This is a genomic window from Nonomuraea soli (assembly GCF_013761175.1).
In the GTDB taxonomy this organism is placed as follows: Bacteria; Actinomycetota; Actinomycetes; order Streptosporangiales; family Streptosporangiaceae; genus Nonomuraea; species Nonomuraea soli.
On sequence record NZ_JACDUR010000008.1, the window covers coordinates 621,408 to 643,897 of the forward strand.

Here is a 22,490-nt window from a genome sequence, read left to right on the forward strand (position 1 = left end):
CCTCGCTCAGAGGGATGGGGAGGAGGACGGGGGTCGGTCACGTAGCCGGGTCCTGAGCTGGTCCAGCTCGGTGCGGACCCGGTTGAGCTCGTGCACGGCGAAATCGGGCAGGGACGGGGTGGTGAAGCGCACGGTGCCGTCCTCGACGACGACACCGTCACGCTCGGCCGAGCGCTGGTTGAAGGCGACCGCCTCCTCCAGGCTCAGCCCGGCGGGCAGGTCCAGTTCCAGGTGAGTGCCGGCGGCACGCACCGGATAGCCGCCGGGCAGGCCGAACGGGCCCGGCAGGCTGGTGTGCTGGACCGCCCCGGTCAGCAGCCCGGTGAGGAATCGGGCGGCGGCCAGGCCGGTGATGTGGTTGAGCTCGCTGCGCGTGGCGGCCCGCTGGGCGGCCAGCGCCTTGCCGACCTCCGCCACCTCCTCGCCCTCCAGCCACGCCCTGGCCTCCTCCGGCTGGGCGTGCAGGTGGGCGTGGTGGGCCAGGACGGCCAGGCGGTCGGCGGGCGCGAGGCCGAGCGCGGAGCGCAGGCTCGCGGCCAGCAGGCTGACGTTGCCGATGCCGCACAGCACGGGGACGCCGTGGGCGTCGAGCACCGGGTTGACCGCGTCGGGGAAACACGCGTTGACGAACCACGCTCGCGGGCAGGCCGCGTTGAGGGCGCGGCCGACACGTAGCGCGAACTCGGCCTGGAAGGGCAGGGTCACGCCGAACCCGGCCTCACGGACGAACGCCGTCCACGCCGAGGGGGCCAGCGTGTGCTCCCAGGGCGACTGGGTGGAGGCGGCGAGTACGACACCCGCCGGGTCGAGAGCGGAAAGCGAACGTGCCAGGTCGTCGCCGGCGAGATCCATCGTGATCGCCCGGACGGTCATCGAGGTGCCTGACAGGGCGGCGCGGGTGGCGGTGACGTAGGCGAGTTCGGCGGTGCGGTCGAGGCTGCGGCCCGCGATCACGAGATCGAGCGGGGTCGTCGTCGTGGCGAGCGCGTACGCGATGCCTCGGGCGAGCCCACCCGTGCCGATCAGGACGAGTGTGGTCTTGGACAAACGGTGAGGCTCCTGGAACGTCATTGTTCTGGGAAACGAAATCCGGCCCGGGTTCGCCAGGCCGGAAATCATTGTGGTGATCCACACGAACTACTGTCAAATGCCTTGTCGAAGACCTTGAAAACGATAATTCGTAACACGAAGTATCATTTGCGTGAAGCCAATTCTCTATCGATCAGGTCGAGATTGTCGGCGATTTCCGCACCCGCAATGGCGTCGGGAAGTTCGTCCTCCATGAGGCGCAGTTCGCCGACGGCGGCGGCGGTCCGCTCGGGCAGCGGCAGCGTGACGCGCCCGCCCCTGCCGCGTCCCGGACCGTCGGTGGCGGACAGCACCTCGTACGGCGGAGCGGCTCCGGCCAGTTCGTCGGCCCAGTAGGCGCGCAGTGGCTCCAGCCCGGCGAGGGCCTGCTGCTCGGCCAGCGCGACGTCACCCACCTGGAAGGCGGGTGCGCCGGTGACGGCCGGGTGCCCCGTGCCCGGGATATGGCGGGCGAGCTCGGCCATGAGGACAGCGATCGACCAGCCGTCGAACGCCGTGTGGTCGCTCGACACCAGCAGGTCGGCGCTCGCGTCGCCGACCCAGAGCAGGTCGGCGCGCAGCAACGGCGTGTCCGCGGTCAGGTCGAACCCGGCCACGGGCAGGGCTGCGACGTAGGCGTCCTGCCCGGCGGCGTCCATCGACCGCAGGTCGTGCACCGTGACGGGGACGGGCTTCGGCGGCATCACCGACGTTTCCTGGATTCCTCCTGCGCCGGTGACGATGACGCTGCGCAGCACCTCGTGTTCGGCCACGAGCCGGTCGAGGGCCCGCTGGACGGGATCGGGCGTGTCGATGCCGTGCACCCGCAGCCGTACCGCGATCGCCGTGGCCGTGGTGCTCTGGCCGACCTCGCGCAGCAGCCACATGCCCTGCTGGGCGGCGGTGAGGGGGTATCGAGTGCGGCCGTGATGGCGGGAGAGCGCGCCGACGGGTTCCGCGACGGGTTCCGCAGCGACGTATTCGGCCAGTTCGGCGACGGTGGGACGGCCGAGGAAGGCGGTGAGGGGCACGCGGACGCCCAGCTCGGTCTCGATGCGGGCGCAGGCCTGGGCGGCGGCCATGGAGTGCCCGCCGAGGTCGAGGAAGTGGTCGTGGACGCCGACGGGATCCGGGCTACCGAGCACGCCGGCGACGATGCCTGCCAGGCGCTGCTCGATCTCGGTGCCGGGTGTGGTGCCGGGCGGAGGGCCCGCCGGGGCATCGGGTCGAGGTCCATCGCGGCCAGCCGAGCCCGGTCGATCTTGCCGGTGGGGCCGAGCGGTAACCGCTCCATGACGACGACGCGAGCAGGCACCATGTGGTCCGGTAACCGCTCCCGTACCCACGCCCGCAACCCGGCGGGCGTGGCGTCGCCCTCCACGTACGCCACCAGCCGGCGGATTCCCGACTGGTCGGCGCGGGCGAGGACGGCCGCGTTGCGCACCCGCGGGTGCCGCGCCAGCGCGGCCCTGACCTCGCCGAGCTCGACCCGGAACCCGGCGACCTTCACCTGATCGTCATCACGCCCGGCGTAGACGAAGGCCCCGCCCTCGACCCGAGCCTGATCCCCTGTCCGGTAGTGGCGCTCACCCTCGCGGACGACGAACCGGGACGCCGTGAGCTCGGCCCTGTCGAGGTAGCCGCGTCCGACGAGCGGCCCCGACACCCACAACTCGCCCGTCTCCCCGTCGGCCACACGACGCCCGTCGGGGTCGCGTACCGACAGCACCGACCCGGCGTGTCCGAGCCCGATCGGGGGCTCCCCGGTGGAGTCGCGGGGGACGTCGTGGGAACCGCAGGTCACGGTGCATTCGGTCGGACCGTATACGTTTACAACGCGGCGCACGCCCGGGTTCGCGTAGATCCGATCCACCAGGGCCCGGGTCAGCGGCTCGCCACCGGAGACGACGGTCCGCACGCCGGCGGGCAGCGGCTGGGCCAGCAGCGAGACCAGGGCCGAGGGCGCGCCGTACACGGTGGTGACCTCGTCACGCGCGGGCAGGGTGGGCAGGGCGAGCAGGTTGTCGGCGAGGATCACCGTGCCCCCGCAGATCAGCGGAAGGAACAGCTGGCTGACCGAGGGGTCGAAGCAGATCGAGGTGGCCGCCAGCATGCCCGCGACCTCGTCGGCGAAGAAGCCGCTCTCGGCGGTCAGCAGGGCCATGAGGTTGCGGTGCTCGATGACCACGCCCTTGGGCAGGCCGGTCGAACCCGAGGTGTACATGATGTAGGCGGCGTCGCCGTCGGCGCCCGGCGCGTCGGGCGCGTGCGAGCTGGGCGCGGAATCGTGGGCGAGCACGATGGGGGTGCCCGAGCCGCGCAGGACGCCACGTCGCGCGACGTCGGCGGAGGTGATCAGGAGCTTGGCGCCGGAGTCGCGGGCGATGTGGTCGAGCCGTTCCGCGGGATAGGCGGGATCGAGCGGCACGTAGGCCGCGCCCGCCTTCCAGACGCCCAGGAGTGCCGCGAGCATCGTCGCGTCGCGGTCCAGGCAGACGCCCACGGCCGCCTCCCGGCCCGCCCCGTGGCGGCCCAGGTCGTGGGCGATGCCGTTGGCGAGGTGGTCGAGCTCAACGTAGGTGAGGCGGGTGGTGCCCGCCACGACTGCGGTGCGTTCTGGGGTGTGACGCACCTGCTGTGCAAAGGCCTCGTGGACCCGTAACGCCATAGAGGTCTCCTCATCGATCACATATGACGCCGGTCAGCGTGCCATGATCCAGAGAAGAAGGTGAGGATTTGTCGGGTTGCATTACCGTAACGTCATAGGTCAAGTCACCCCCCGAGCACCGCCCGCAACGCCTGCTCCAGCTGGGCTCCCGCGTCACCGCTCTCCTGCGCCCGCCAGGCGACGAACCGGTCGGGCCGCACCAGCACCGCTCCCGACGGCCCGTGGCCCCGGTGCCTGACCCAGGTGGAACGCACGTCGAGCAGGTCGCCGTCGCAGTGGCCGACCCTGACGACGTCGATCGGCCGGTCTTCCGCGAGCTTGGCGGCGGCCGCGCACCAGTCGTGCCCGTCCTCCCCGGCGATGAGCAGCATGCGGCCGGGCCGTACGAGCTCGTGGGTGGACAGCCGGCGGCCCGCGTCGTCCTCCAGCCACGCGTGCGGCAGGGGGTGGCCGGGCCGGGCGGCGGGCTGGTAGAGGCGGATCGGGTCGGGATTGCAGGGTTCCGGGGTGCCGTCCTGGGCGACCGCGCCGGAGGTGTAGGTGTAGCCGTACTCCACGTTGTGCTCGTCGAACTCCATGGACTGGGCGGCGATCGCCCGCCGTACGGCGCGGGCGTGCTCGGCGTCCTCGGGCAGGCCGCTCCACACGCGGCGCAGCTGCTCCCAGTTCGACCCGGCGCCGCCGAAGAGGATCTGGCCGGTGACGATGTGGTTGAGCGCGTTCTCCACCGAACGCTGCACGTTGCGGGCGGTGGCGGGCCTGCGCTCCGGCTCGTAGCTGTCGAGCAGTTCAGGTCCCGCGTGACCCGACAGGACGAGGGCGAGTTTCCAGGCGAGGTTGGCGGCGTCCTGGACGGCGGCGTTCAGCCCCAGGCCCCCGGTCGGCGGATGGCGGTGGGCGGCGTCGCCGAGCAGGAAGACGCGGCCGTCGCGGAACCGGTCGGCGACCACGCCCTCGATGGACCATCGGGTGATGAGGTGCACGTCGAGCGGGTGGCCGGGCAGCCCGAGCGCGTCCCGCAGGTCGGCGGTGACCTGCTCGTCGTCGAGGCCGCGCGGGTCGTCGCTGGCGTAGTTGAGGTGGACGACCCACTCCTCCGAGTCGGGGCCCCAGCGGGTGGGCCCCATCGGCACCATGGTGGCCGATCCGCCGGTGTGGGGGAGCGTCAGCCAGCGGATGAGCACGTCGGGGTCGAGCGCCCAGGGCGAGAGGTCGGCCGTGAGGTGGACGGTGGCGACGCGGGCCAGATCACGCGCGCCCTCCATGGTGACGCCGAGCGCCTTGCCGATCGTGCGCCCGCCGTCGCACGCCAGCAGGTAGCGGGCACGCACCTCGGTGGACTCGCCGGTCGAGCGGTCGAGGACGGTGGCGGTGACGCCGTCGGCGTCCTGCTCGAAGGCGGTCACCTCGTGGTGGAAGCGCACCCTGCCGGGAGCCATGCGCTCGGCGTGCTCCTTGAGGATCGGCTCCAGGCGCAGCTGCGGCAGGTTCGTCGACAGGAAGGGGCTGGCGCTGGACCAGGCGGGCGCCAGACCGCCCGCGCCCCAGCTCTCGACCAGGCCGAAGCGCCTGCCGTGGTCGGTATCGGGCCCGGCGAGCCCGGCGTACCAGCCGCTGTGGCGCATCTGCTCGGGCGGGGTGCCGCGCTCGTAGATCGCCCCGGCGACGCCGAGCCCGGCGAAGATCTCCATGGTGTGCTGGTTGAGCAGGTGCGCCTTGGGCAGCACCGACGTGGTCGGCAACGCGCTGACCAGCAGATGGTCGACGCCGAGCTGCGACAGCAGCATCGAGGCGGTCAGCCCCGCGCCGCCTCCGCCCACGATGAGCACGTCATACATCGAAACTCTCCTTGAAGTAGGCCACGGCGGGTTCGGGCGCGAAGGGCCAGTCGCTGCCGTAGTGCAGGTGGCCGGGCCTGGCGAAGGCGGCGAGCGCGGGGCTGGCCGACAGGGCCGTGTCGAAGTGGAAGCCGCGCAGGTCGTCGAGGATGTCGCCGAGGTCGCGGCCGGTCTCGGCGAAGACGGTGATCGCCAGGCGCTCGGCCGCGTAGGGCACGAAGCCGCCGCCGTGGGCCAGGATGAAGCGGATGTGCGGGAAGCGCCGGGGCACGTCGTGCTTGACCAGGTTGAAGGCGGCGCGGGTGGTGTCGAGCAGGAAGTCGGCGGCGAAGGGCGGGATGCCCGCGGCCGGTGGCCCCGGCAGCTGGGCCGGGTGCACGAAGACCGTCGCTCCGTGCTCGTCGAGGTGGGCCATGAGCGGGTCGAGGAGCGCGTCGCCCAGGTAGAGGCCGTCGCTGTTGGCCAGCAGCATCACCCCGTCGGCGCCCAGCTCGCCGAGCGCGTGCGCGGCCTCCTGCACGGCCGTGTCCACGTCGGGCAGGGTGAGCGTGGCGAAGAAGCCGAACCGTCCTGGATGGTCGGCGGCCAGCTGGGCGGCGTAGGTGTTCGACTGCCTGGCCACGTAGGCGGCGTCGCCGCCGTCACCCAGGTAGGCGCCGGGCGTGGTGAGCGAGACGACGGCCTTGGCGATGCCCTGCCGTTCCATGAACTCCAGCGCCTCGGCCGGGCTCCACGAGGGCAGCGGCCTGCCACCCGGCGCGTCCACGCCGTGCGAGCGCAACCAGCGGGCGTACGGCTCGGGGACCAGGTGCTGGTGCACGTCGACCCGGCTCATGGCGTGTCCTTCAGGTAGCTCGCGCCGTAGACCCGCTCCACGGCGATCTCGAGGATCACGCGGTCCATCGCGGCCAGGTCGGCGTCGGCCATGGCGTCGACCGGCCGGCCGCCGATGCGCGACCAGACGCGGGCGGTGTCGGCGCCGATGCCCTCGGTCCTGATCCGCGCGGGGCCCTCCAGCGTGACCGACGGGTACGGCGCGGCGGCCCCGGCCACGCACAGCGAGGCCCGCCCGGTGCGTCGCACGTCGAGCGCCTTGGCACGACGAGGCTCGGTGGAGACGAGCAGGCGCTCGCCGTCGAGCGCGAAGTAGACCACCGACTGCCTGGCGGTGCCGTCGGGGCGGACCGTGGCCAGCACCCCGGCGGCCTGACGATCGAGGAAGTCGCGGACGTGCTGTTCGATCACGATGTGCTCCGGTGGCGGATCTGGTGGCGGTCGAGGGTCGCGGCCAGGCCGGGGTCGTCGCCGATGAGCGCCACCGGACGGCCGTCCTCCAGCAGCACCTCCACCCCGGGGAACAGGCGGCGCACCGAGTCGGCGACCAGTTCGGGCTTGTACGGCTTGCCGACGGCGGTCGTCGGCAGCGTGGGCACCACGAAGACGGCCTTGGGCGCCGCGGCGGGCTCGGGAGCGCGTGCGGCGGCCCAGGCCAGCAGCTCGTCCTCGGCGACGGCGGCGCCGACGGTCACGTATGCCACCGGCACCTCGCCCGCGTGCGCGTCCGGCCTGCCCACGACGGCCGCGCCGGTCACGCCGGGGTGCGCCAGCAACGATTCCTCGATCGGCCGGGGGTCGAGATTGTGGCCGCCGCGAATGATCAGGTCCTTGGCCCGGCCGGTGAGGTAGACGTATCCGTCGGCGTCGACGTGCCCGAGGTCGCCGGTGCGCAGCCAGCCGTCGACGATCTTCCCGGCCGGGTCGGGCCCGTCGGGCCCGAGGTAGCCGGGGAAGACCGCGGGCCCGCTGATCTCCAGCTCGCCCTCGGGGGTCGCCCTGATGCGCTGGTACGGCAGGCGCAGGCCCACGGAGCCGGGGCGCGGCGCGAAGGCCGGGGTGGCGGCGCTGACGCAGGTGGCCTCGGTCAGGCCGTACCCCTCCAGCATCGGCACCCTCGCCGACCGCTCGAACCCGTCGCGCACCGTTGACGGCAGCGGCGCGGCGCCCACCGCTCCCGCCCGCAGGCTGGAGATGTCCACCCCCTCGGGCACCGGCGGCAGCGAACTGTAGACGGTCGGCACGGCCGAGAAGGCGGTCACCCTGAACCTCTCGACGATGCGCCAGAACCCGGCCATGAGCGCCCTGTCGCGGTAGCCGAGCGGTCCGAGGCTGACGACGGTCCCGCCGTGCATGAACGGCGCCAGCCCGGTGACGTGCACGGCGTTGACGTGGAAGAGCGGGAGCCCGGCCAGCGCCACGGCGTCGCCGCCCGCGTAGGCGCCCGAGCAGCCCAGCACCCAGGCCATGTAGACCTCCATGGCGTGGGTGTGCGGCGCCACCTTGGGCGTGCCGGTCGTGCCGCCGGTGTGGAAGTAGGCGGCCAGGTCGCCGGGTTCCGGCCGGTGTCCGGTCAGCAGCCGGTCGCCCGGCTGGGCGGAGAAGTCGCTTTCGTCGGTGACGACGATCTCGGCGCCGGTGAGCGCGAAGATGTGGTCGACGTGCTCGGGCGCGAGCGACGGGTTGACCGGGTTGGCGATGCCGACGGCCTGCGCCCCCAGCAGCGCCGCGTAGGCCTTGCCGCTGTTGCGCAGCTTCAGCCCGACCGTGCCCTTGCCGGGCTCCAGCCCGAGGCTCAGGTAGTGGTTGGCGGCCTGGTGCACGCGGTGCAGCAGCTCGGCATAGGTCCAGGTCCGCTCGGGACCCTCGCCGAGCAGGTGCAGGGCGGGCTTGTCGGGCATGGCGGCGGCCGTACGGCACAGCAGCTCGTAGGTCGAGGCGGGCAGGTCGCGCTCTTCGAGTGGCACCGACTCCACACGCGGCAGGTCCTCGGGCGTCAGGACGAGGTCATTCATGGTTGCCCGCCATCAGCGCGGCCAGGTCCTCCGGCTCGATGAACGACGGCGGGACCGGCGGTCCCCAGCTGTAGAGGATCCGCATGTCGGAGAAGACCTCCGGCTTCCACACGGCCTCGTCGACGACGCAGTCGAGGTCGCTGTAGTACTCCGAGAAGTTGCCCGCCGGATCCTTGAGGTACCAGAAGAAGTTGGAGCCGATGTGGTGGCGTCCCAGGCCCCACACGTGCCGCTCGGGGTGGCCCTCCAGCATGTGGTGCGCGCCGCGCCCGATCTCGTCGACGTCCTCCACCTCCCAGGAGGTGTGGTGCAGGTAGGGCACCGGCGCGGGCTGCACGAGCACGTTGTGGTGGTCGCTGGAGCAGCGCAGGAAGGCGGCGATGCCGGGCACCTCGTCGCTGACCTTGAAGCCCAGCCCTTCGGTGAAGAAGCGCTGGCTGGCCTCCTGGTCGGTGGAGCCGAGCACCACGTGGCCGAGCTTGCGCGGCCGTACCCGCTCCTCGCGCAGGACGCCGGGCGCGCGGGCGTCGAGCCGGTCGGCGCGGCCCGGTCCGTTGTAGACGGGCGCCGGCTCGGCGGGACGGGTGATGTGTCCGGCGATCTCCACCTTGACCCGCACGCCGGTGCCGGGGTCGGTGACCGTGCCGTGGCCGTCGAGGGACAGGCCGAGGCGGGCCAGGCTCGCCTCGATGCGGGCCACGTCGTCGGGGTCGTCCACGCCGACGCCCAGGTCGACCAGGCGGCGGCTGGGCGAGTGCACCAGGCGTAGTTGCTCGCCGCCGTCGGCGGTGGCGAAGGTGTGCTCGCCGGTGGCCCGAAGGCCGAAGTCGGCGTAGTAGGCGGCGGTCTCGTCGAGGTTGGGCACGCCGATGGTGATCCGGGTCAGCCGGTGCAGTGCCATGGTCAGGCCCCTTCCGAGGTGAAGGTGGTGCGCAGGGTGCCGATGCCCTCGATCGTGCTGTGCAGCTGCTCGCCGGGCGCCAGGAAGCGGGCCGGGGTGCGGGTGCCGCCGATGCCGCCAGGGGTCCCCGTGAAGATCACGTCGCCGGGGAGCAGCGGGGTGACGCCCGACAGATACTCGACGAGCTGCGGCACATTGAAGATCATCTGGCTGGTGCGGGCGTGCTGCATCCGCTCGCCGTCCAGCTCGCAGCCGATCTCCAGGTCGCCGGGATCGGCGAACTCGTCCGGCGTGACCAGCCACGGGCCCGTCGGGCCGAACCCGGGGAAGGACTTGCCGAGGGAGAACTGGTGCGGCTGCGGAGGGGAGAGCTGGGTGATGCGCTCGGACAGGTCCTGGCCCACGGTCAGCCCGGCCACGTGCGACCAGGCCTCGGCCGCGCTCACCCGGTGGGCGCGGCGGCCGATCACCACAACGAGCTCCACCTCCCAGTCGGTCAGCCCGTGCGCGGGCAACGTCACAACGGCGTCCTGGCCGGTCAGGCAGGAGACGAACTTGGTGAACACCGGCGGGCGGGCGCCCGGCTCGATGTTCGACTCCTCGGCGTGGTCGCGGTAGTTGACCCCGATGGCGAAGACCTGCCGCGGGGCGGGGGAGGGGGCCAGCAGGTCCTCCTCGGCGTACGGCACGGCGGGCCCGTCCAGCTCACCCAGGTCCGCCCAGCGCTCGAACAGCGCCTGGGGGTCGGCGGGCAGCCCGCCGCCACTGGCCTTCTCGATGTCGATCGCTCCCGCGCCGGTGATCAGCACCGCCCGGCCGGCGAGATTGGCAACGCGCATGGGCGCCCCTTCTTCAGCGGTTCCTCACGCCGATTCAACGAGGGCGCGGCCCGCAGCCGCTTGGGCTCCCAGCCCAGAAAGCGCGTCAGGGCTTGGGCTCTGAGCGGGTGATCTCGAGCGCCAGGCGCACATCGAGCAGGTCGCCCGAGAGCGGGCGGCCCAGCAGTTCCTCGGCCCGCTTGATCCGGTAGGTGACGGTGTTGCGGGAGACGTGCAGCAGTTCGGCCGCGCGTTGCGGGCTGCGCCCGGCGGCCAGGTAGGTGCGCAGCGTCTCGCGCAGCTCCGCCGTACGCCCGCCGTCCTCCAGCAGCGCCCCCAGGGTCTCCTCGACGAACCACCTCGACCGTTCGGCGTCGGCGGCCAGCAGCGACCGCACCCGGATGTCGGCGTGGCGGCGCAGGCGCACGTCCCCGCCGAGGAAACCCTGCGCCTCGCGGGCGCCCAGATGGCTGCGCCTGAACCCGGCCACCCCGGCGGCGGGCGGGCCGAGCGCCAGCCGCAACCCGGCAGGGACCTCGACGGTACGGGCCTGCGCCTGTCGTGCTTCGGCGGACGGCACCGCAGGCGCCTCGGCGGTGGTCGCCGTCCACGCCCACACGTCCGACGGCCCCGCCTGGACGGTGAGCACGCCCTGCCCGCCCACCGCCCTGCCGACCTCGGATGCGAAGCGGCGCAGCACCTCGGCGGGCGTGTCGAGCTCGTCGGCGGCGACGATGAAGGCCAGGTGGTGGCGCGTGATGTCGTACCCGAGGGTCCGGGTGGCCGAGCCCTGATCGATGCGCCGCCCGCCGAGGATGTCGTCGACGATCCGGCGCCTGGCCGCCTCGGTGCTGGCCTGCCAGCGGTCGCGCTCGGCGATGTACTCCTCCGCCATCCGGCTGGCGTGCGCGTCGGCGTAGGAGAACAGCAGCTCGCTCACCCGGTGGCTCTCCGGCAGGCGGACCGGCTCAGGCTCGGCGTCGATGGCGTCCATGAGGCGCTGGTGCAGGCAGGCGTGCCCGATGCGGACCCCGCGCAGCACCAGGTCCAGCGGCACACCACGGCGGACCAGCTCGGCGTTGCCCTCCACCGCCTCCATCGGCACCTGCTCCGGTGTCGGGCGGGCGTCGCGCAGCAGCCCGCCGAGCGCCGCGAGCACGGTGGCCTCGACCGAGCGGCGCAGCGTCTCGAACTGCGTGCGCCCGCCCCCGTAGGCGGGGACCTGGCGGATGACCTCGTGCGTCATCCACTCGGCGGTCTCCACCGCCCAGCCGGCCGGGCCGTGGCCCAGGATCTCGCGGGCCAGCGCCTGGGTGGCGGCGGGCACGGCCGAGCCAGGGCCGCCGCCCTGGGGCCGCAGTCCGAGCAACCACCGGCACGCGCTGTCGTTCACACGCTCAGTCCTAGCACGTCACCGCGACGCCACGGCGCCGGAGCCCTGACAGCGCCCCGCGGTGATGTCAGCGGCGTGTCAGGCGGCCATGGGTGCCGTATCAGGGCGGTCGGCGACCGTAGAGCCATCGACGGAACACCCTGAAGGAGCACACCGGCATGAACACCCTCAACGAGCAGGACCAGGTCACCTTGCGGATCGCCGCCTGGGGCGCCGTTTCGCTGATGTCCGCGGCCGGCATCGCCGGCTCCGCCCACAAGGTCGCCACCCACGGCGCCCTGGCCCTGTCGGCGGCGACCGGCCAGGTCGGGCACGTGCTGGCCAAGGCGCCCAAGAGCAAGGAGCTGAAGTTCAGGACCGTGGCGGAGCTCGCCGACCGGGTGCTGCCGGCCCTTTCCGACTCCATGTCCCTGCTGAAGGCGCACGACCCGGCCGAGGCCGCCAACTTCCGCAGCACCGTGATCGTCGCCCTCGACGCGGCGGCCGGGGTGCACAAGGGGCAGCCGAGCCCCGCGCTGACCGAGATGGCCCGCAAGATCACCGCTGCCCTCGACCTCGCCTGACATCCCCCGCGAACCCCTGGAGACGATCAATCATGAAGACCAAGACGATCCGGCGCGTGACGGTTCCCTTCCTGGCGGCCGGCCTGCTGGCCGGTGCGCTCACGGCGCCCGCCGCGGCCGGGGACCGTCCGGAGCTGCGCCAGAACCTGCAGGAGTGGATCGACGCCGGCTTCACCGGCATCCAGCTGCGGGTCCGTGACGAGAAGGGAGAATGGGCCGGCAGCGCGGGCATGCGCGAGCTCGGCGCCTCCGCCAAGCCGCCGACGAACGGGTCGTTCTGGACGGGCAGCGTGACCAAGACCGTCGTCGCCACCGTCGTGCTGCAGCTGGTGGCCGAGAACAGGGTCACCCTGGACTCCCCGGTGGCCGACCACCTGCCGGAGTACGGCCTCGACCGGCGGATCACGGTGCGGATGCTGCTCCAGCACACCAGCGGGCTGTTCAACTACACCGGCGACCTGGGACCGGACGGCACGTGGATGCCCGGGATCACCGCCTCGGGCGACGCCTGGGTGACGGAGCGGTTCCGCAGTTACACGCCGCAGGAGCTGGTGCGGGTCGCGCTGTCGAAGCCGCCCAGGTTCGAGCCGGGAGCCGGGCAGGAGTACTCCAACACCAACTTCACGCTGGCCCAGCTGCTGATCGAGAAGATCACCGGGCGTCCCTACGCCGACGAGTTGCGGGATCGCATCCTGCGGCCGCTGGGCATGCGCGACACCATGGTGCCGGGCGACCGCACACGCCTGCCCGGGCCGCACGCCCACGGCTACTACCGCGTCCAGGGGAAGGTGGTCGACGTCTCGCGCCAGAACCTCTCCCTGCTGACCGGCGCCGGTGACCTGATCACCACCACCAAGGACCAGGCCACCTTCATGTCCGCGCTGAACGGCGGCAGGCTCCTGCCCGCGCCGCTGCTCGACGAGATGCGCAAGCCGTACGGCAAGCTCGGCTACGGCCTGGGCCTGTTCGTGCAGGACCTCGGCCCGGGCTGCGGCACCGTCTACCAGCACAACGGCAGCCCGCCCCACGGCTACGGCGCGCTGATGTACAGCTCGCCCGACGGCAGGAAGACCCTGACCGCCTCGGTGACGTGGGTGGACGAGTCGCCGGCCCGCGGCGCGGCGCAGCACTTCGACCGGCTGCTCAAGAGCCTGCTCACGCAGGTGTACTGCGAGGCCCGCTGACGGCGCCGTACCTGGCGAGGAAGAGATCGACGCCCCCGGTGATCAGCCGCTCGGCGAGGTCACCGGGGAGCGCGGAACCGATGGTGCCGGCGATCAGGTGCGGGTAGATCGTGAGGGAGAAGAACTGCAGGACGGCCACCTCGCGGTCGGGGATCTCCAGCAGGCCGCGCCCGCACAGGTCGCCGAGGGCCTCACCCAGGTCGGCCGCCGACCGGGCGGGGCCGCGAGTCAGGTAGGCCTCGCCGAGCTCGGGGAAGCGCCGCAGCTCGGCGGTGACGAGGTTGCGCAGGGCCAGCCGGGACGGGTCGGTGGCGGCGGTCACCAGCGCGCGGGCCAGGTGCAGCAGCGCCTCGCGCGCGCCGGCGGCCTCGGACAGGCGGGCGCGCAGCTCGGCCATGGTGGTGTGGGCCTCGCCCATGGCCTGGCCGACGACCTCGGTGAACAGCTCCTCCTTGCTGCCGAAGTGGTTGTAGACGGTCACCTTCGACACTCCTGCCCTCGCGGCGATGAGGTCCATCCCGGCGTCGAAGCCTTCCGAGACGAACAGCTCGCGTGCGGCGGCGACGATGGCCTGGCGGCTGCGCTCGGCCCGCTTACCCGTTGGCGTCATAGCTGTACTGTACAGTACAGTTCAGATATGAACGCCATCTGGGACGTCGTCCACACCGAACGCGCGGCACTGATCAGCGACCTCGCGCAGCTGCCCGCCGAACGATGGGCCACGCCGTCGCTGTGCCCCGGCTGGGACGTGCACGACGTGCTCGCCCACCTCGTCGACGACGCCAAGACCACCTGGCCGGGCTTCATGCTCCGCCTGGCCGCCGCCCGGTTCGACTTCGACCGCTACAACGGCGACGGCCTGGCGCGCGAACGGCGAGCAGACCCCCGCGCCACCCTCGCCGCCTTCGAAGCGGTCTCCCGCCGCACCACCAGCGCGCCCGCGCCCAAGGCCACCCGCCTCGTCGAGGCGTTCGTGCACGGCGAGGACATCCGCCGCCCCCTCGGCCTGGGCAGGGCCTACCCGGCCGAGCACGTCGCCGCGGCCCTGCGCCACCAGCTCGCCACCGGCGTGGGCATGGGCGGCGGAAAGGAACGCGCCGCCGGGCTGCGGCTGATCGCCACCGACACCTCGCTCGACCACGGGGAGGGCCAGGAAGTGCGCGGCACCGCCCTGGCGCTCCTGCTCGCCGTGTCCGGCAGGCCCGTCGCCGCCGACGAGCTCACCGGACCCGGCCTCACCGCCCTGACGCGATGAACGCGCCGACCACGCCGGGCCTGGCGTCCGCCTGCAGGAAGGGCCCGGCTCCGGCGATCAGCGCGTGCCCCGGTGCCCTGGCTGCCCTAACCGCTGTTCACCGGCGGGACCTCCTTCGCCGTCATGGTGCCCGGCCTGGAGGCCGACGGGGAGCATGTGCGCGCCATCGACGTGGTGAGCAATCCCGACAAGTTCACTTCTCTGGACGATCCTCGTCGAGAAGACGGACCTCGTAGACCCGCTCGGTGAACCGCCAGCCGTCGGCGGTGCGCGCGTACCGGTCGTGGTAGATGGCGAAGTTGCGGTGCCACTGACCGTCGCGGGTCTTGATCACCTCCTGCATGTAGGCACGGCCGGTCGCGGTGTCGCCGTCCAGCCGGATCGAGCCCGGATGGGTCTGCTGGACGAAGAGCTCGACGAACGCGTCCCGCCGCTCGCCCCAGGCGCGCATCTGCTCGTGGCCGACGAGCTCGACCGGCACGTTGGGCATGCGCAACGCGCCGTCGGGGGTGAACAGCGCGGCCAGGCGGTCGAAGTCGCCCATCGTCGCCGCGTCGGTGAACTCGCCGCGCAACGCCTCGATCTCGACGCGGTCGGCGATGAGCTGGAAATCGGTCATCGTGGATCTCCAAGGTCGGTGTAAGTGACGGTCAGCTCTTCCGACGACGCAGCGCTCCGAATGGTGAGGCGGCCAGGTTGTGGGAAGGTCTCCGGCATGCTGCAGGTCTGCCTGAACGGCGCGCGGGGCCGCGCCGAGCACGAGCGCCTCCCCTTGACGCCCGCCGAACTGGCCGCCGCTGCGAAGGAGGCGGTCGCGGCCGGCGCCGAGGACATCCACCTCCACCCGAAGGACGACGGCGGGGCCGACACCATGGAGCCGGACCACGTCGCCGCCGCCGTCACGGCGGTTCGCTCCGCCGTACCCGGCATCCCCGTCGGCGTGACCACCGGCGCGTGGACCGGCGCGGACCGGGCCGGCCACGTGCGGGCCTGGAGCGTGCTGCCCGACCACGCGTCGGTGAACTGGCACGAGGACGGTGCGGCCGAACTCGCCGACACGCTGCTGGAACGAGGCGTCGGCATCGAGGCCGGGATCTTCTCCGGCACCGGCGCCGCCGAGCGGTTCCTGGCCTGGCCGCGTGCCGGCCGGGTGCTGCGCGTGCTGGCCGAGATCACCGACACCGACCCCGTCACCGCCGTGGGCTCCGCCGTCGCGCTGGTCGAGGAGCTGGCGGGGCGGCCGATCCTGCTCCACGGAGAGGACGACGCGGCCTGGGCCGTCCTCGCCGTGGCGGGCGCACGCGGGCTGTCGACGAGGATCGGGCTCGAAGACACCCTGCGCATGCCCGACGGAAGTCCGGCTCCCGACAACGCCGCCCTGGTCGCGGCGGCGCGCCGCCTGCTGGCCAGACGCGTCCGGCGTTCCTGACGTGCGGGCCAGGCGCGTCCGGCGTTCCTGACGACGAGGGCCGCCTGCTGGCTAGGCGCGTACGGCGTTCCTGACGATGAGGGCCGCCGTCAGGCACACCGCCCCGGCCACCGCGAGACCCGGCGCGGGGCCGAGCGCCGCCATCACGCCGGTCGCGGCGGCCAGCGTGAAGGTCTCCAGGCTCATCCGGGTCGTGCTGAACAGCGCCGCCCCGGCTCCACCCCGGTGCGAGGGCACATGCTTCAGCGCCTGGCCGTCGGGCACCCCCTCGGTCAGCCCCAGGCAGAGCCCGATCGCCGCCGCCGCGGCGAGCAGGGCGGCCGGATGGTCGGTGAGCTGCAACACGGCCGCCGTCACGGCGCAGGCGAACAGCGCCGCCGTCACCAGCTGCCTGGCCCAGCGCCGGGCGAGCCTGGCCGCCACCAGCGGCAGCAGCGTCGACGGCACGGTCAGCAGGCTGAGCATGACCGCCGCCTGGCCCGGCCCCATGCCGCGCGCGTCGGCGAGCTGGGGCAGCACCGTCAGGCCCACGACCAGCACACCCATGAACGCGCCGGTCGCCACGCCGTACGCGCGGTAGGCCGGGATACGCAGCAGATCCATGGGGATCGCCGGCTCGTCGGCACGCCGCTCCACGCGGACCAGGACGACACCGCAGACAGCGGCGACCACCACGAGGCCCACCGGCGCCCACCACGCGACGCCGGGACCGAGCCCGATCCCCAGCGCCGTGACCACTGCGGCCACGACCACGCCGAACAACACGGCGCCTGCCAGGTCGAACCGCCCCTGCGGCTCGGGGCTGCGCAGGCCGGGCAGGCCGACCGTGCCCACGGCCGCGAGAGCGGCGACGACCCCGGGCACGACGAAGACCAGCTCCCAGCCGCCGACGGCCATGAGCCCCTGGGCCACCACCGGTCCGAGGGCCAGGCTGGTGCCGAGGACGGCGCCGGTGTAGCCGAACACCTGGCGGCGTTCCTCCGGCGGGTAGACGGCGAGGATCATCGCGGAACCGCCCGCCGCGCACATGGCGGCCCCGGCCCCGGCCACCGTGCGCAACACCACGAGGGACAGCAGGTCGGGCGCGAACGCCGACGCCACCCCGGTGACGGCGACCAGGAGATTGCCCGCGGCGAAGAAGCGGGTGCGGGAGGTGCGGTCGGCGCCCGCGCCCGCCAGCAGCAGCGCCGCGGCGAACAGGCCGTTGTAGGCCAGGGCGAGCCACGGGCCGAGGGCGTCGGCGCCGGGCAGGCCCGCGGTCACGGCGGGGACGACGGCCGTCGCGCCGGTGATCGCGAGCGGGAAGACGACATGGGAGATCAGGACGGCGAGCAGGACACGCCGACGCTGACCGGAAGACAAGACGAACAAGGACGCGCTCCGGAACAGGGAAGTCCGAGCGCCGCAAGGGCGCTCCTGGCCATGGGCTCAGGAGCGACGACGAAGCCTGGTGTTATGCGCCGCCGCCGCTCTCAGCGACGGCGCACCCTGTCCGCTTTGGGCACGGGCATACCTTAACGAAATCACCCTGTCCGGGCGAACGAATTCAGGGCGGTCGCCAGCAGCCCGTCCAGGGCGCGCTGGGAGGCCTGCAGGTCGGCGATGGTCGCGGCGATCCTGCCGCGCTCGCGCCTGAGCTGCTCCACCAGGCCGGGGCAGGGCGTGGGCACCGCCCGGCCGCCGTCGTCGTGCACGCAGTGCAGGAGCCTGCCGATCGCCACCGTCGGCAGCCCGGCCTCCAGGAGCAGGCGGATGTGCCGCACCGCTGCCACATCGGACTCGGCGTAGTCGCGGTAGCCGTTCGCCCGCCGTACCGGAGTGAGCAGGCCCTGCTCCTCGTAGTAGCGCAGCAGCCGCCGGCTCACACCGGACCGCTCGGACAGGTCGCCGATGCGCACGGGTTCCTCCAGTTGACCTTCACATGGATGTGACGCCCTAGCCTCCGTGCCAACACGAAGGAGGAGTCACTTATGTCCGGAGTAGTCATCATCGGTGCGGGCCCCGGGATCGGGCAGGCGGTGGCGCGCCGTTTCGCCCGCGAAGGCCTGCCCGTGGCGCTCGTCGCGCGCAGCGAGCAGACCCTGAGGTCGGCCGTGCCCGGCGCGCTGACCGTGACCGCCGACGCGGGCGACGAGAAGGCCCTGACGTCGGCGCTCGACACGATCGTGGCCGAGCTCGGCGTGCCCGACGCGGTCGTCTACAACGCGGCGGTGATCCGCCCCGACCGGCCCGCCGACCTGTCACTCGAGGACCACCTCGGCCGGTGGGCGGTCAACGTCGGCGGCGCGATCGTCACGGCCGCGCGGCTGCTGCCCGCCATGGCCGGGCGAGGCCGCGGCAGCTTCCTGGTCACCGGCGGCATGCCGGAGCCGAAGGCCGGCTACCTCAGCCTGTCGCTCGGCAAGGCCGGGGTCCGCACGCTCGTGACCGCCCTGCACGAGGAGTACGGCCCGGCGGGCGTGCACACGGCGAGCATCACGGTCGGCGGCGTGGTCGCCCCCGGGACGGCGTTCGACCCGGACGTCATCGCCGAGCACTACTGGCGCCTGCACCTCCAGCCCCGCACGGCCTGGGAACACGAGGTCAGAATCGGCTGCTGACCCCGCACGGGGCGGGTGGCCGAGACCTGGGCCCTTATGCCGACGCGCGCATGATCAGGGCAGGCTCGAAGATCACGGACGTCGGCGCCCGCCCTGGCTCGTGGACGTGCTCCAGCAGCAGGCGTCCCATCTCGGCCGCCATGTCCTCGACCGGATGCCTGATCGTCGTCAGGAGCGGCCGGCAGGCCGTGGCGGCGCTGCTGTCGTCGAAGCCGATCACCGCCACGTCGCCGGGCACCGACCGGCCGTGATGGCGCAGGGCGTGCAGCGCACCCTGGGCCATCAGGTCGTTGGCGACGAACACCCCGTCGAGATCGGGGTGCCCGTCCAGCAGCCGCTCCATGGCCTGCTCGCCGCTGTCGTAGGTGAAACCGCCCTCGCTGTAGGGGACGAACGCGTGCCCGTGCCTGGCCATGGCGTCCTGGAACCCGGCCAGCCGCGCCTGCGCCGCCGGTACGTCGAGCGGGCCGCAGATGGTGGCGACCCGCCGCCGGCCCAGCTCCACCAAACGATCGGCGGCCAGCGCGGCGCCCGCCCTGTGGTCGACGTCGACGTAGCTGATCGGCACCGGCCGAGCCGGCCTGGCGAACAGCACCGCGGGCACCCCCGCCTCCACCAGCTGCGCGGGCAGCGGGTCCGCGGCGTGCGTGGAGACCAGCAACGCGCCGTCGGCGTCGCCCTGCCGCAGGTAGGACACCACCTCCGCGCGGCTGGCGTCGCTCTCGGCGAACATCAGCACCGGATGGATGCCGCGCGGGCGCAGGAAGCTGATGATCCCGCTGACGACGCGGCCGAAGAACGGGTCGGCCAGGATCGGGCTCGGCGCCGAGTCGTCGCCCGCTCCCGACAACACCAGGGCCACCGCGCCCGTGCGCCGGGTGACCAGCGAGCGGGCGGCCCGGTTGGGGACGTACCCGGTCGTGGCGATGGCCTGGCGCACGGCCTCCTGGATGGCGGGATCGACGTTGCGGATCCCGTTGATCACGCGAGAGACGGTCGCGCGGGAGACACCGGCGACCCGCGCGACGTCCTCGAGTGTGGGAGAGGCCCCTTGTTTCACCCGCTTTTTATAACACGCTGGACGGAGAGCGCTCTCCTAGGTGTATGAGACCGTTATTTCCGCAGGCCGTACGAGGCCGCCGCCACGCTGTCACCGCCGGCGCCGTACGAGGCCGCCACGACGCCGTCACCGCTAGCCGTACGCGACCGTCATCGCCGCATCCAGCGGCAGGTCCGCCGCCGACCGGCCCGCCCGCACCCGCACCTCGCCCTCGGCCGTGCACCAGGCGCCCGCCCAGTGCTGGAACGCGCGCGCCGGCAGCTCCACGACCACCTCGGCCCGCTCGCCCGGCTCCGCCGTGACGGCCGCGAACCCCGCCAGCCACCGGTCACCGTCGTGCGGCCTGGACAGGTAGACCTGGACCACCTCCCGGCCCGGCCTCGGCCCCGTGTTGCGCACCCGCACGTGCACCCGCACCGGCCGGTCGGGCACGACCCTCTCCGGCACCCACAACTCCTCGTAGGCCCAGCTCGTGTAGCCGAGCCCGTGGCCGAACCAGTAGACGGGAGGCTCCTGCTCCCTGAGCCAGCCGCGGTAGCCGATGTGCGGGCCCTCCGCGTAGACGAGCACGCCGTCGCGCGGGGTGGTCGAGGTGAGCGCGCGGTCCGCCCAGGTGGTGGGCAGACGCCCGCCCGGCTCGGCCCGCCCGAGCAGCACGTCCGCCAGCCCGTTGCCGCCCTCCTCGCCGGGGAACCAGCCGACCAGCACGGCGGCCACCTCCTCGCGCCAGGGCATCGCGACGGGGCCGCCGGAGTTCACCACCACGATCGTCGCGGGGTTCACCGCCGCGACCGCGCTCACCAGCGCGTCCTGGGCGCCGGGCAGGGCGAGGGTCTCGCGGTCGACACCCTCGCCCTCGGCCTGCTCGGTGGTGCCCACCACCACGACGGCGACCTCACTCGCCCGCGCGGCCTCGACGGCGGCGGCCATCGCCGCGGCGGCGTCGAGCGGCGCTGGGGCGGCGGCCAGGACGCACGCCCGGCCACCACCGGGGACCAGCTCACGACGAAGGACCAGCTCGACACCCCGCCACCCCGCGAGACCGGTCGCCGGGTCGCCGCCGTGGTGGCGGGCCACGCGGTCGGCGGTGAGGCCAGCGGTGAGGCCAGCAGTGGGGCCAGCAGTGGGGCCAGCAGTGGGGCCAGCAGTGGGGCCAGCAGTGGGGTCGGCGGGCTCAGCGGGGTGGGCAGGCTCAGCGGGGTGGGCAGGATCGGCAAGGTCGGTCGGGCTCAAAGTGATGCGGGTTGTGCGGTACGGCGGGGCCAGGTGGACGGTCGCCGGGTCGTCGGTGTGGCGGGGGACCGTCTCGTCGATCACGGTGCGGCCGTTCACGGTGAGGTGGAGGCGGCCCCAACCGGCGGCGGCCACGTCCCAGGAGCCCTCCGCGTCCGGCAGCAGCGCGCTGATCTCGACCGTGGCCGCCTCGTCGATGGGGCCGCCCGGCTCGGGGAGGCGGCCGCTGAGGCGGTGCTCGGCGTGGATCTCGGCTCCGGCCGCGTCGAGCAGGCGCACCAGGAGGCCGGGCTCGCCGGTGCGGGGGTTGCGGGCGGTGGTGGTGTCGAGCGGGGCGGGCGGGCCGTCGAGGTGGACGCCGGGGGCGTGGTGGACCTCGGCTCTGCCGTACAGGGCCGTGCGCAGGCCGTCGAGCGGGGTGACCGGCGACTCGGGGTAGACGCCCGCGCTGCCGCCGCCCTGGATGCGGGGGTGGGCGGCGTGCGGGCCGATGACGGCGACGCGGGCCAGGTTGTGGGGGTCGAGGGGGAGCAGGGCGCCCTTGTTGCGCAGGAGGACGGTGGAGGCGGCGGCCACGCGCCGCAGGAGAGCGCGATCCCGAGATGACGCCGCAGCCATGGGCGACGCGGGCGCCGTGGAGAGGGCGCCGACGCGGGTGGCCAGGCGCAGCAGGCGCCGTACCTTGTCGTCGATGGCCGACTCCGGCACCTCGCCCGCCCGCACCGCCGCCACCAGCGCCGCGCCCCATGGCGACTCGGGCCCCGGCATGGCCAGGTCCTGGGCGGCTCGCGCCGATGCGACCGTGGAGCGCACGGCCCCCCAGTCCGAGACCACCACCCCGTCGAACCCCCACTCGCCCTTCAGCGGCTCGGCCAGCAGCGGGTTCTCCGACATGGTGGGCCCGTTGACGCCGTTGTACGCCGACATCACCACCCACACCCCGGCCCGCACCGCCGCCTCGAAGGGGGCCAGGTAGACCTCGCGCAGGGTGCGCTCTTCGACGCGGGCGTCCAGGGTGAGGCGGTCGGTCTCGGAGTCGTTGGCCACGTAGTGCTTGGCCGTGGCCGCGACCCCGCGTGACTGGATGCCGGCGATCATTGCCGCGCCGATGCGGCCGGTGAGCAGGGGGTCCTCCGAGTAGCACTCGAAGTGCCGTCCGCCGAGCGGGGAGCGGTGAAGGTTCAGCGTGGGGGCGAGGACGACGTGCACCCCCTTGCGCCTGGCCTCGTCGGCGAGCAGTTCGCCCATGGACCTGGCAAGGCTCTCGTCCCAGGTGGCGGCCAGGGCGGTGGCGGAGGGCAGCGACAGCGAGGTGCGGCGTTCGTCCCAGCCTTCGCCGCGTACGCCGGCGGGCCCGTCGGAGGTCGCCATGGGCTCCAGGCCGATGGCGGGCTCGGCGGCGGTGCGCCACACGGTCGCCCCGGTGACCAGCCGGACCTTGGCTTCCAGGTCCAGCTTGTCGACGAGGCGGTCGAGGTCGTCCACGGGTGTCCTAATCAGTCAGGAAGTCGGCCATCCGGCAGACTTCAGGGTTGGTAGCCGCCTGGCAGGTGAGCACTCTGGTTTCCTGGACGTTGAGTCCTGCTGAAAGATCGTGCCCCTGCCGGGTTGGCCGGGAGAGTTGATCGCTG

The 22,490-nt window shown here is 73.2% G+C and carries 20 protein-coding genes and 1 pseudogene; 5 read left to right on the forward strand and 16 right to left on the reverse strand.

Translation table 11 applies throughout. The features are described from left to right. Positions 1 to 6: 6 nt before the first annotated feature. The 10 genes and pseudogenes from HNR30_RS39045 to HNR30_RS50465 form a co-directional block, all read right to left on the reverse strand. Positions 7 to 1,047 (reverse strand): Rossmann-fold NAD(P)-binding domain-containing protein, encoded by a 1,041-nt coding sequence (locus tag HNR30_RS39045; protein ID WP_181615149.1) that lies wholly within the window; start codon positions 1,045 to 1,047, stop codon positions 7 to 9. Between the two features lie 146 nt (positions 1,048 to 1,193). After that, on the reverse strand, positions 1,194 to 2,414 hold the full coding sequence (locus tag HNR30_RS39050; protein WP_376771780.1) for a condensation domain-containing protein: 1,221 nt from the start codon (positions 2,412 to 2,414) through the stop codon (positions 1,194 to 1,196). After that, a pseudogene (locus tag HNR30_RS48655) lies at positions 2,342 to 3,736 on the reverse strand (amino acid adenylation domain-containing protein); the annotation flags it as partial. The gene HNR30_RS39050 and the pseudogene HNR30_RS48655, both read right to left, overlap by 73 nt. 104 nt (positions 3,737 to 3,840) lie before the next feature. Continuing rightward, positions 3,841 to 5,574, reverse strand: coding sequence for an FAD-dependent monooxygenase (locus tag HNR30_RS39055; protein WP_181615151.1), 1,734 nt, complete (start codon positions 5,572 to 5,574; stop codon positions 3,841 to 3,843). Then, on the reverse strand, positions 5,567 to 6,409 hold the full coding sequence (locus HNR30_RS39060) for an amidohydrolase family protein (protein WP_181615152.1): 843 nt from the start codon (positions 6,407 to 6,409) through the stop codon (positions 5,567 to 5,569). Before HNR30_RS39060 ends, HNR30_RS39055 begins: the two co-directional genes overlap by 8 nt. Further along, positions 6,406 to 6,819 carry a TIGR03618 family F420-dependent PPOX class oxidoreductase gene (locus HNR30_RS39065; RefSeq protein WP_181615153.1) on the reverse strand — a complete coding sequence of 138 codons (414 nt, stop codon included), beginning with the start codon at positions 6,817 to 6,819 and terminating at the stop codon, positions 6,406 to 6,408. Before HNR30_RS39065 ends, HNR30_RS39060 begins: the two co-directional genes overlap by 4 nt. Next, positions 6,816 to 8,423: an AMP-binding protein gene (locus HNR30_RS39070; RefSeq protein WP_181615154.1), complete on the reverse strand. Its 1,608-nt coding sequence runs from the start codon at positions 8,421 to 8,423 to the stop codon at positions 6,816 to 6,818. The genes HNR30_RS39065 and HNR30_RS39070 overlap by 4 nt, the downstream gene beginning before the upstream one ends. Continuing rightward, positions 8,416 to 9,324: a VOC family protein gene (locus HNR30_RS39075; RefSeq protein WP_181615155.1), complete on the reverse strand. Its 909-nt coding sequence runs from the start codon at positions 9,322 to 9,324 to the stop codon at positions 8,416 to 8,418. The genes HNR30_RS39070 and HNR30_RS39075 overlap by 8 nt, the downstream gene beginning before the upstream one ends. Before the next feature lie 2 nt (positions 9,325 to 9,326). Further along, complete coding sequence (locus HNR30_RS39080) at positions 9,327 to 10,163, reverse strand: fumarylacetoacetate hydrolase family protein (RefSeq protein WP_181615156.1); 837 nt, start codon at positions 10,161 to 10,163, stop codon at positions 9,327 to 9,329. Between the two features lie 85 nt (positions 10,164 to 10,248). After that, positions 10,249 to 11,535, reverse strand: coding sequence for a PucR family transcriptional regulator (locus tag HNR30_RS50465; protein ID WP_181615157.1), 1,287 nt, complete (start codon positions 11,533 to 11,535; stop codon positions 10,249 to 10,251). A 158-nt stretch (positions 11,536 to 11,693) separates the two neighbouring features. Here HNR30_RS50465 and HNR30_RS39090 point away from each other — a divergent pair, with 158 nt between their 5' ends. Both HNR30_RS39090 and HNR30_RS39095 read left to right on the forward strand, forming a co-directional pair. Then, complete coding sequence (locus HNR30_RS39090; protein ID WP_181615158.1) at positions 11,694 to 12,098, forward strand: hypothetical protein; 405 nt, start codon at positions 11,694 to 11,696, stop codon at positions 12,096 to 12,098. Positions 12,099 to 12,130: 32 nt separating this feature from the next. Continuing rightward, positions 12,131 to 13,282: a serine hydrolase domain-containing protein gene (locus tag HNR30_RS39095; RefSeq protein WP_181615159.1), complete on the forward strand. Its 1,152-nt coding sequence runs from the start codon at positions 12,131 to 12,133 to the stop codon at positions 13,280 to 13,282. Here HNR30_RS39095 and HNR30_RS39100 read toward each other — a convergent pair. Beyond that, positions 13,254 to 13,892, reverse strand: a complete 639-nt coding sequence (locus HNR30_RS39100) for a TetR/AcrR family transcriptional regulator (protein WP_181615160.1) — start codon at positions 13,890 to 13,892, stop codon at positions 13,254 to 13,256. The two genes, HNR30_RS39095 and HNR30_RS39100, sit on opposite strands and share 29 nt — an antisense overlap. A 27-nt stretch (positions 13,893 to 13,919) precedes the next feature. On the opposite strand from HNR30_RS39100, the gene HNR30_RS39105 reads away from it, so the two are divergent. Continuing rightward, positions 13,920 to 14,537 (forward strand): maleylpyruvate isomerase family mycothiol-dependent enzyme, encoded by a 618-nt coding sequence (locus HNR30_RS39105; RefSeq protein WP_181615161.1) that lies wholly within the window; start codon positions 13,920 to 13,922, stop codon positions 14,535 to 14,537. A gap of 193 nt (positions 14,538 to 14,730) precedes the next feature. Here HNR30_RS39105 and HNR30_RS39110 read toward each other — a convergent pair whose 3' ends face one another. Then, entirely contained in the window at positions 14,731 to 15,156 is a 426-nt protein-coding gene (locus HNR30_RS39110) for a nuclear transport factor 2 family protein (protein WP_181615162.1), read from the reverse strand. Positions 15,157 to 15,252: 96 nt separating this feature from the next. On the opposite strand from HNR30_RS39110, the gene HNR30_RS39115 reads away from it, so the two are divergent. Next, positions 15,253 to 15,966: a 3-keto-5-aminohexanoate cleavage protein gene (locus HNR30_RS39115; protein WP_181615163.1), complete on the forward strand. Its 714-nt coding sequence runs from the start codon at positions 15,253 to 15,255 to the stop codon at positions 15,964 to 15,966. A 51-nt stretch (positions 15,967 to 16,017) separates the two neighbouring features. Here the strand turns inward: HNR30_RS39115 and HNR30_RS39120 are convergent, their stop codons facing one another. Together HNR30_RS39120 and HNR30_RS39125 are read right to left on the reverse strand one after the other, a co-directional pair. Next, complete coding sequence (locus HNR30_RS39120; RefSeq protein WP_181615164.1) at positions 16,018 to 17,337, reverse strand: MFS transporter; 1,320 nt, start codon at positions 17,335 to 17,337, stop codon at positions 16,018 to 16,020. 152 nt (positions 17,338 to 17,489) lie between these two features. Continuing rightward, positions 17,490 to 17,864 carry a MerR family transcriptional regulator gene (locus tag HNR30_RS39125; protein WP_181615165.1) on the reverse strand — a complete coding sequence of 125 codons (375 nt, stop codon included), beginning with the start codon at positions 17,862 to 17,864 and terminating at the stop codon, positions 17,490 to 17,492. A gap of 72 nt (positions 17,865 to 17,936) precedes the next feature. Between HNR30_RS39125 and HNR30_RS39130 the strand changes: the two genes are divergently transcribed. Further along, positions 17,937 to 18,566, forward strand: a complete 630-nt coding sequence (locus HNR30_RS39130; protein WP_181615166.1) for an SDR family NAD(P)-dependent oxidoreductase — start codon at positions 17,937 to 17,939, stop codon at positions 18,564 to 18,566. A gap of 34 nt (positions 18,567 to 18,600) precedes the next feature. Here the strand turns inward: HNR30_RS39130 and HNR30_RS39135 are convergent, their stop codons facing one another. Next, positions 18,601 to 19,626, reverse strand: a complete 1,026-nt coding sequence (locus HNR30_RS39135; protein WP_181615167.1) for a LacI family DNA-binding transcriptional regulator — start codon at positions 19,624 to 19,626, stop codon at positions 18,601 to 18,603. 132 nt (positions 19,627 to 19,758) lie between these two features. After that, a complete protein-coding gene (locus HNR30_RS39140; protein WP_181615168.1) occupies positions 19,759 to 22,344 on the reverse strand; it encodes a glycoside hydrolase family 3 C-terminal domain-containing protein in 2,586 nt (861 codons plus the stop codon). Between the last annotated feature and the right edge of the window lie 146 nt (positions 22,345 to 22,490).

What these genes read in the sequence shown, in the direction of transcription:
- HNR30_RS39055 (WP_181615151.1), bottom strand. Translation starts at nt 5,574, where the DNA reads ATGTATGACGTGCTCATCGTGGGCGGAGGCGGCGCGGGGCTGACCGCC.
- HNR30_RS39060 (WP_181615152.1), bottom strand. Translation starts at nt 6,409, where the DNA reads ATGAGCCGGGTCGACGTGCACCAGCACCTGGTCCCCGAGCCGTACGCC.
- HNR30_RS39070 (WP_181615154.1), bottom strand. Translation starts at nt 8,423, where the DNA reads ATGAATGACCTCGTCCTGACGCCCGAGGACCTGCCGCGTGTGGAGTCG.
- HNR30_RS39075 (WP_181615155.1), bottom strand. Translation starts at nt 9,324, where the DNA reads ATGGCACTGCACCGGCTGACCCGGATCACCATCGGCGTGCCCAACCTC.
- HNR30_RS39080 (WP_181615156.1), bottom strand. Translation starts at nt 10,163, where the DNA reads ATGCGCGTTGCCAATCTCGCCGGCCGGGCGGTGCTGATCACCGGCGCG.
- HNR30_RS39090 (WP_181615158.1), top strand. Translation starts at nt 11,694, where the DNA reads ATGAACACCCTCAACGAGCAGGACCAGGTCACCTTGCGGATCGCCGCC.
- HNR30_RS39095 (WP_181615159.1), top strand. Translation starts at nt 12,131, where the DNA reads ATGAAGACCAAGACGATCCGGCGCGTGACGGTTCCCTTCCTGGCGGCC.
- HNR30_RS39100 (WP_181615160.1), bottom strand. Translation starts at nt 13,892, where the DNA reads ATGACGCCAACGGGTAAGCGGGCCGAGCGCAGCCGCCAGGCCATCGTC.
- HNR30_RS39105 (WP_181615161.1), top strand. Translation starts at nt 13,920, where the DNA reads ATGAACGCCATCTGGGACGTCGTCCACACCGAACGCGCGGCACTGATC.
- HNR30_RS39110 (WP_181615162.1), bottom strand. Translation starts at nt 15,156, where the DNA reads ATGACCGATTTCCAGCTCATCGCCGACCGCGTCGAGATCGAGGCGTTG.
- HNR30_RS39115 (WP_181615163.1), top strand. Translation starts at nt 15,253, where the DNA reads ATGCTGCAGGTCTGCCTGAACGGCGCGCGGGGCCGCGCCGAGCACGAG.
- HNR30_RS39130 (WP_181615166.1), top strand. Translation starts at nt 17,937, where the DNA reads ATGTCCGGAGTAGTCATCATCGGTGCGGGCCCCGGGATCGGGCAGGCG.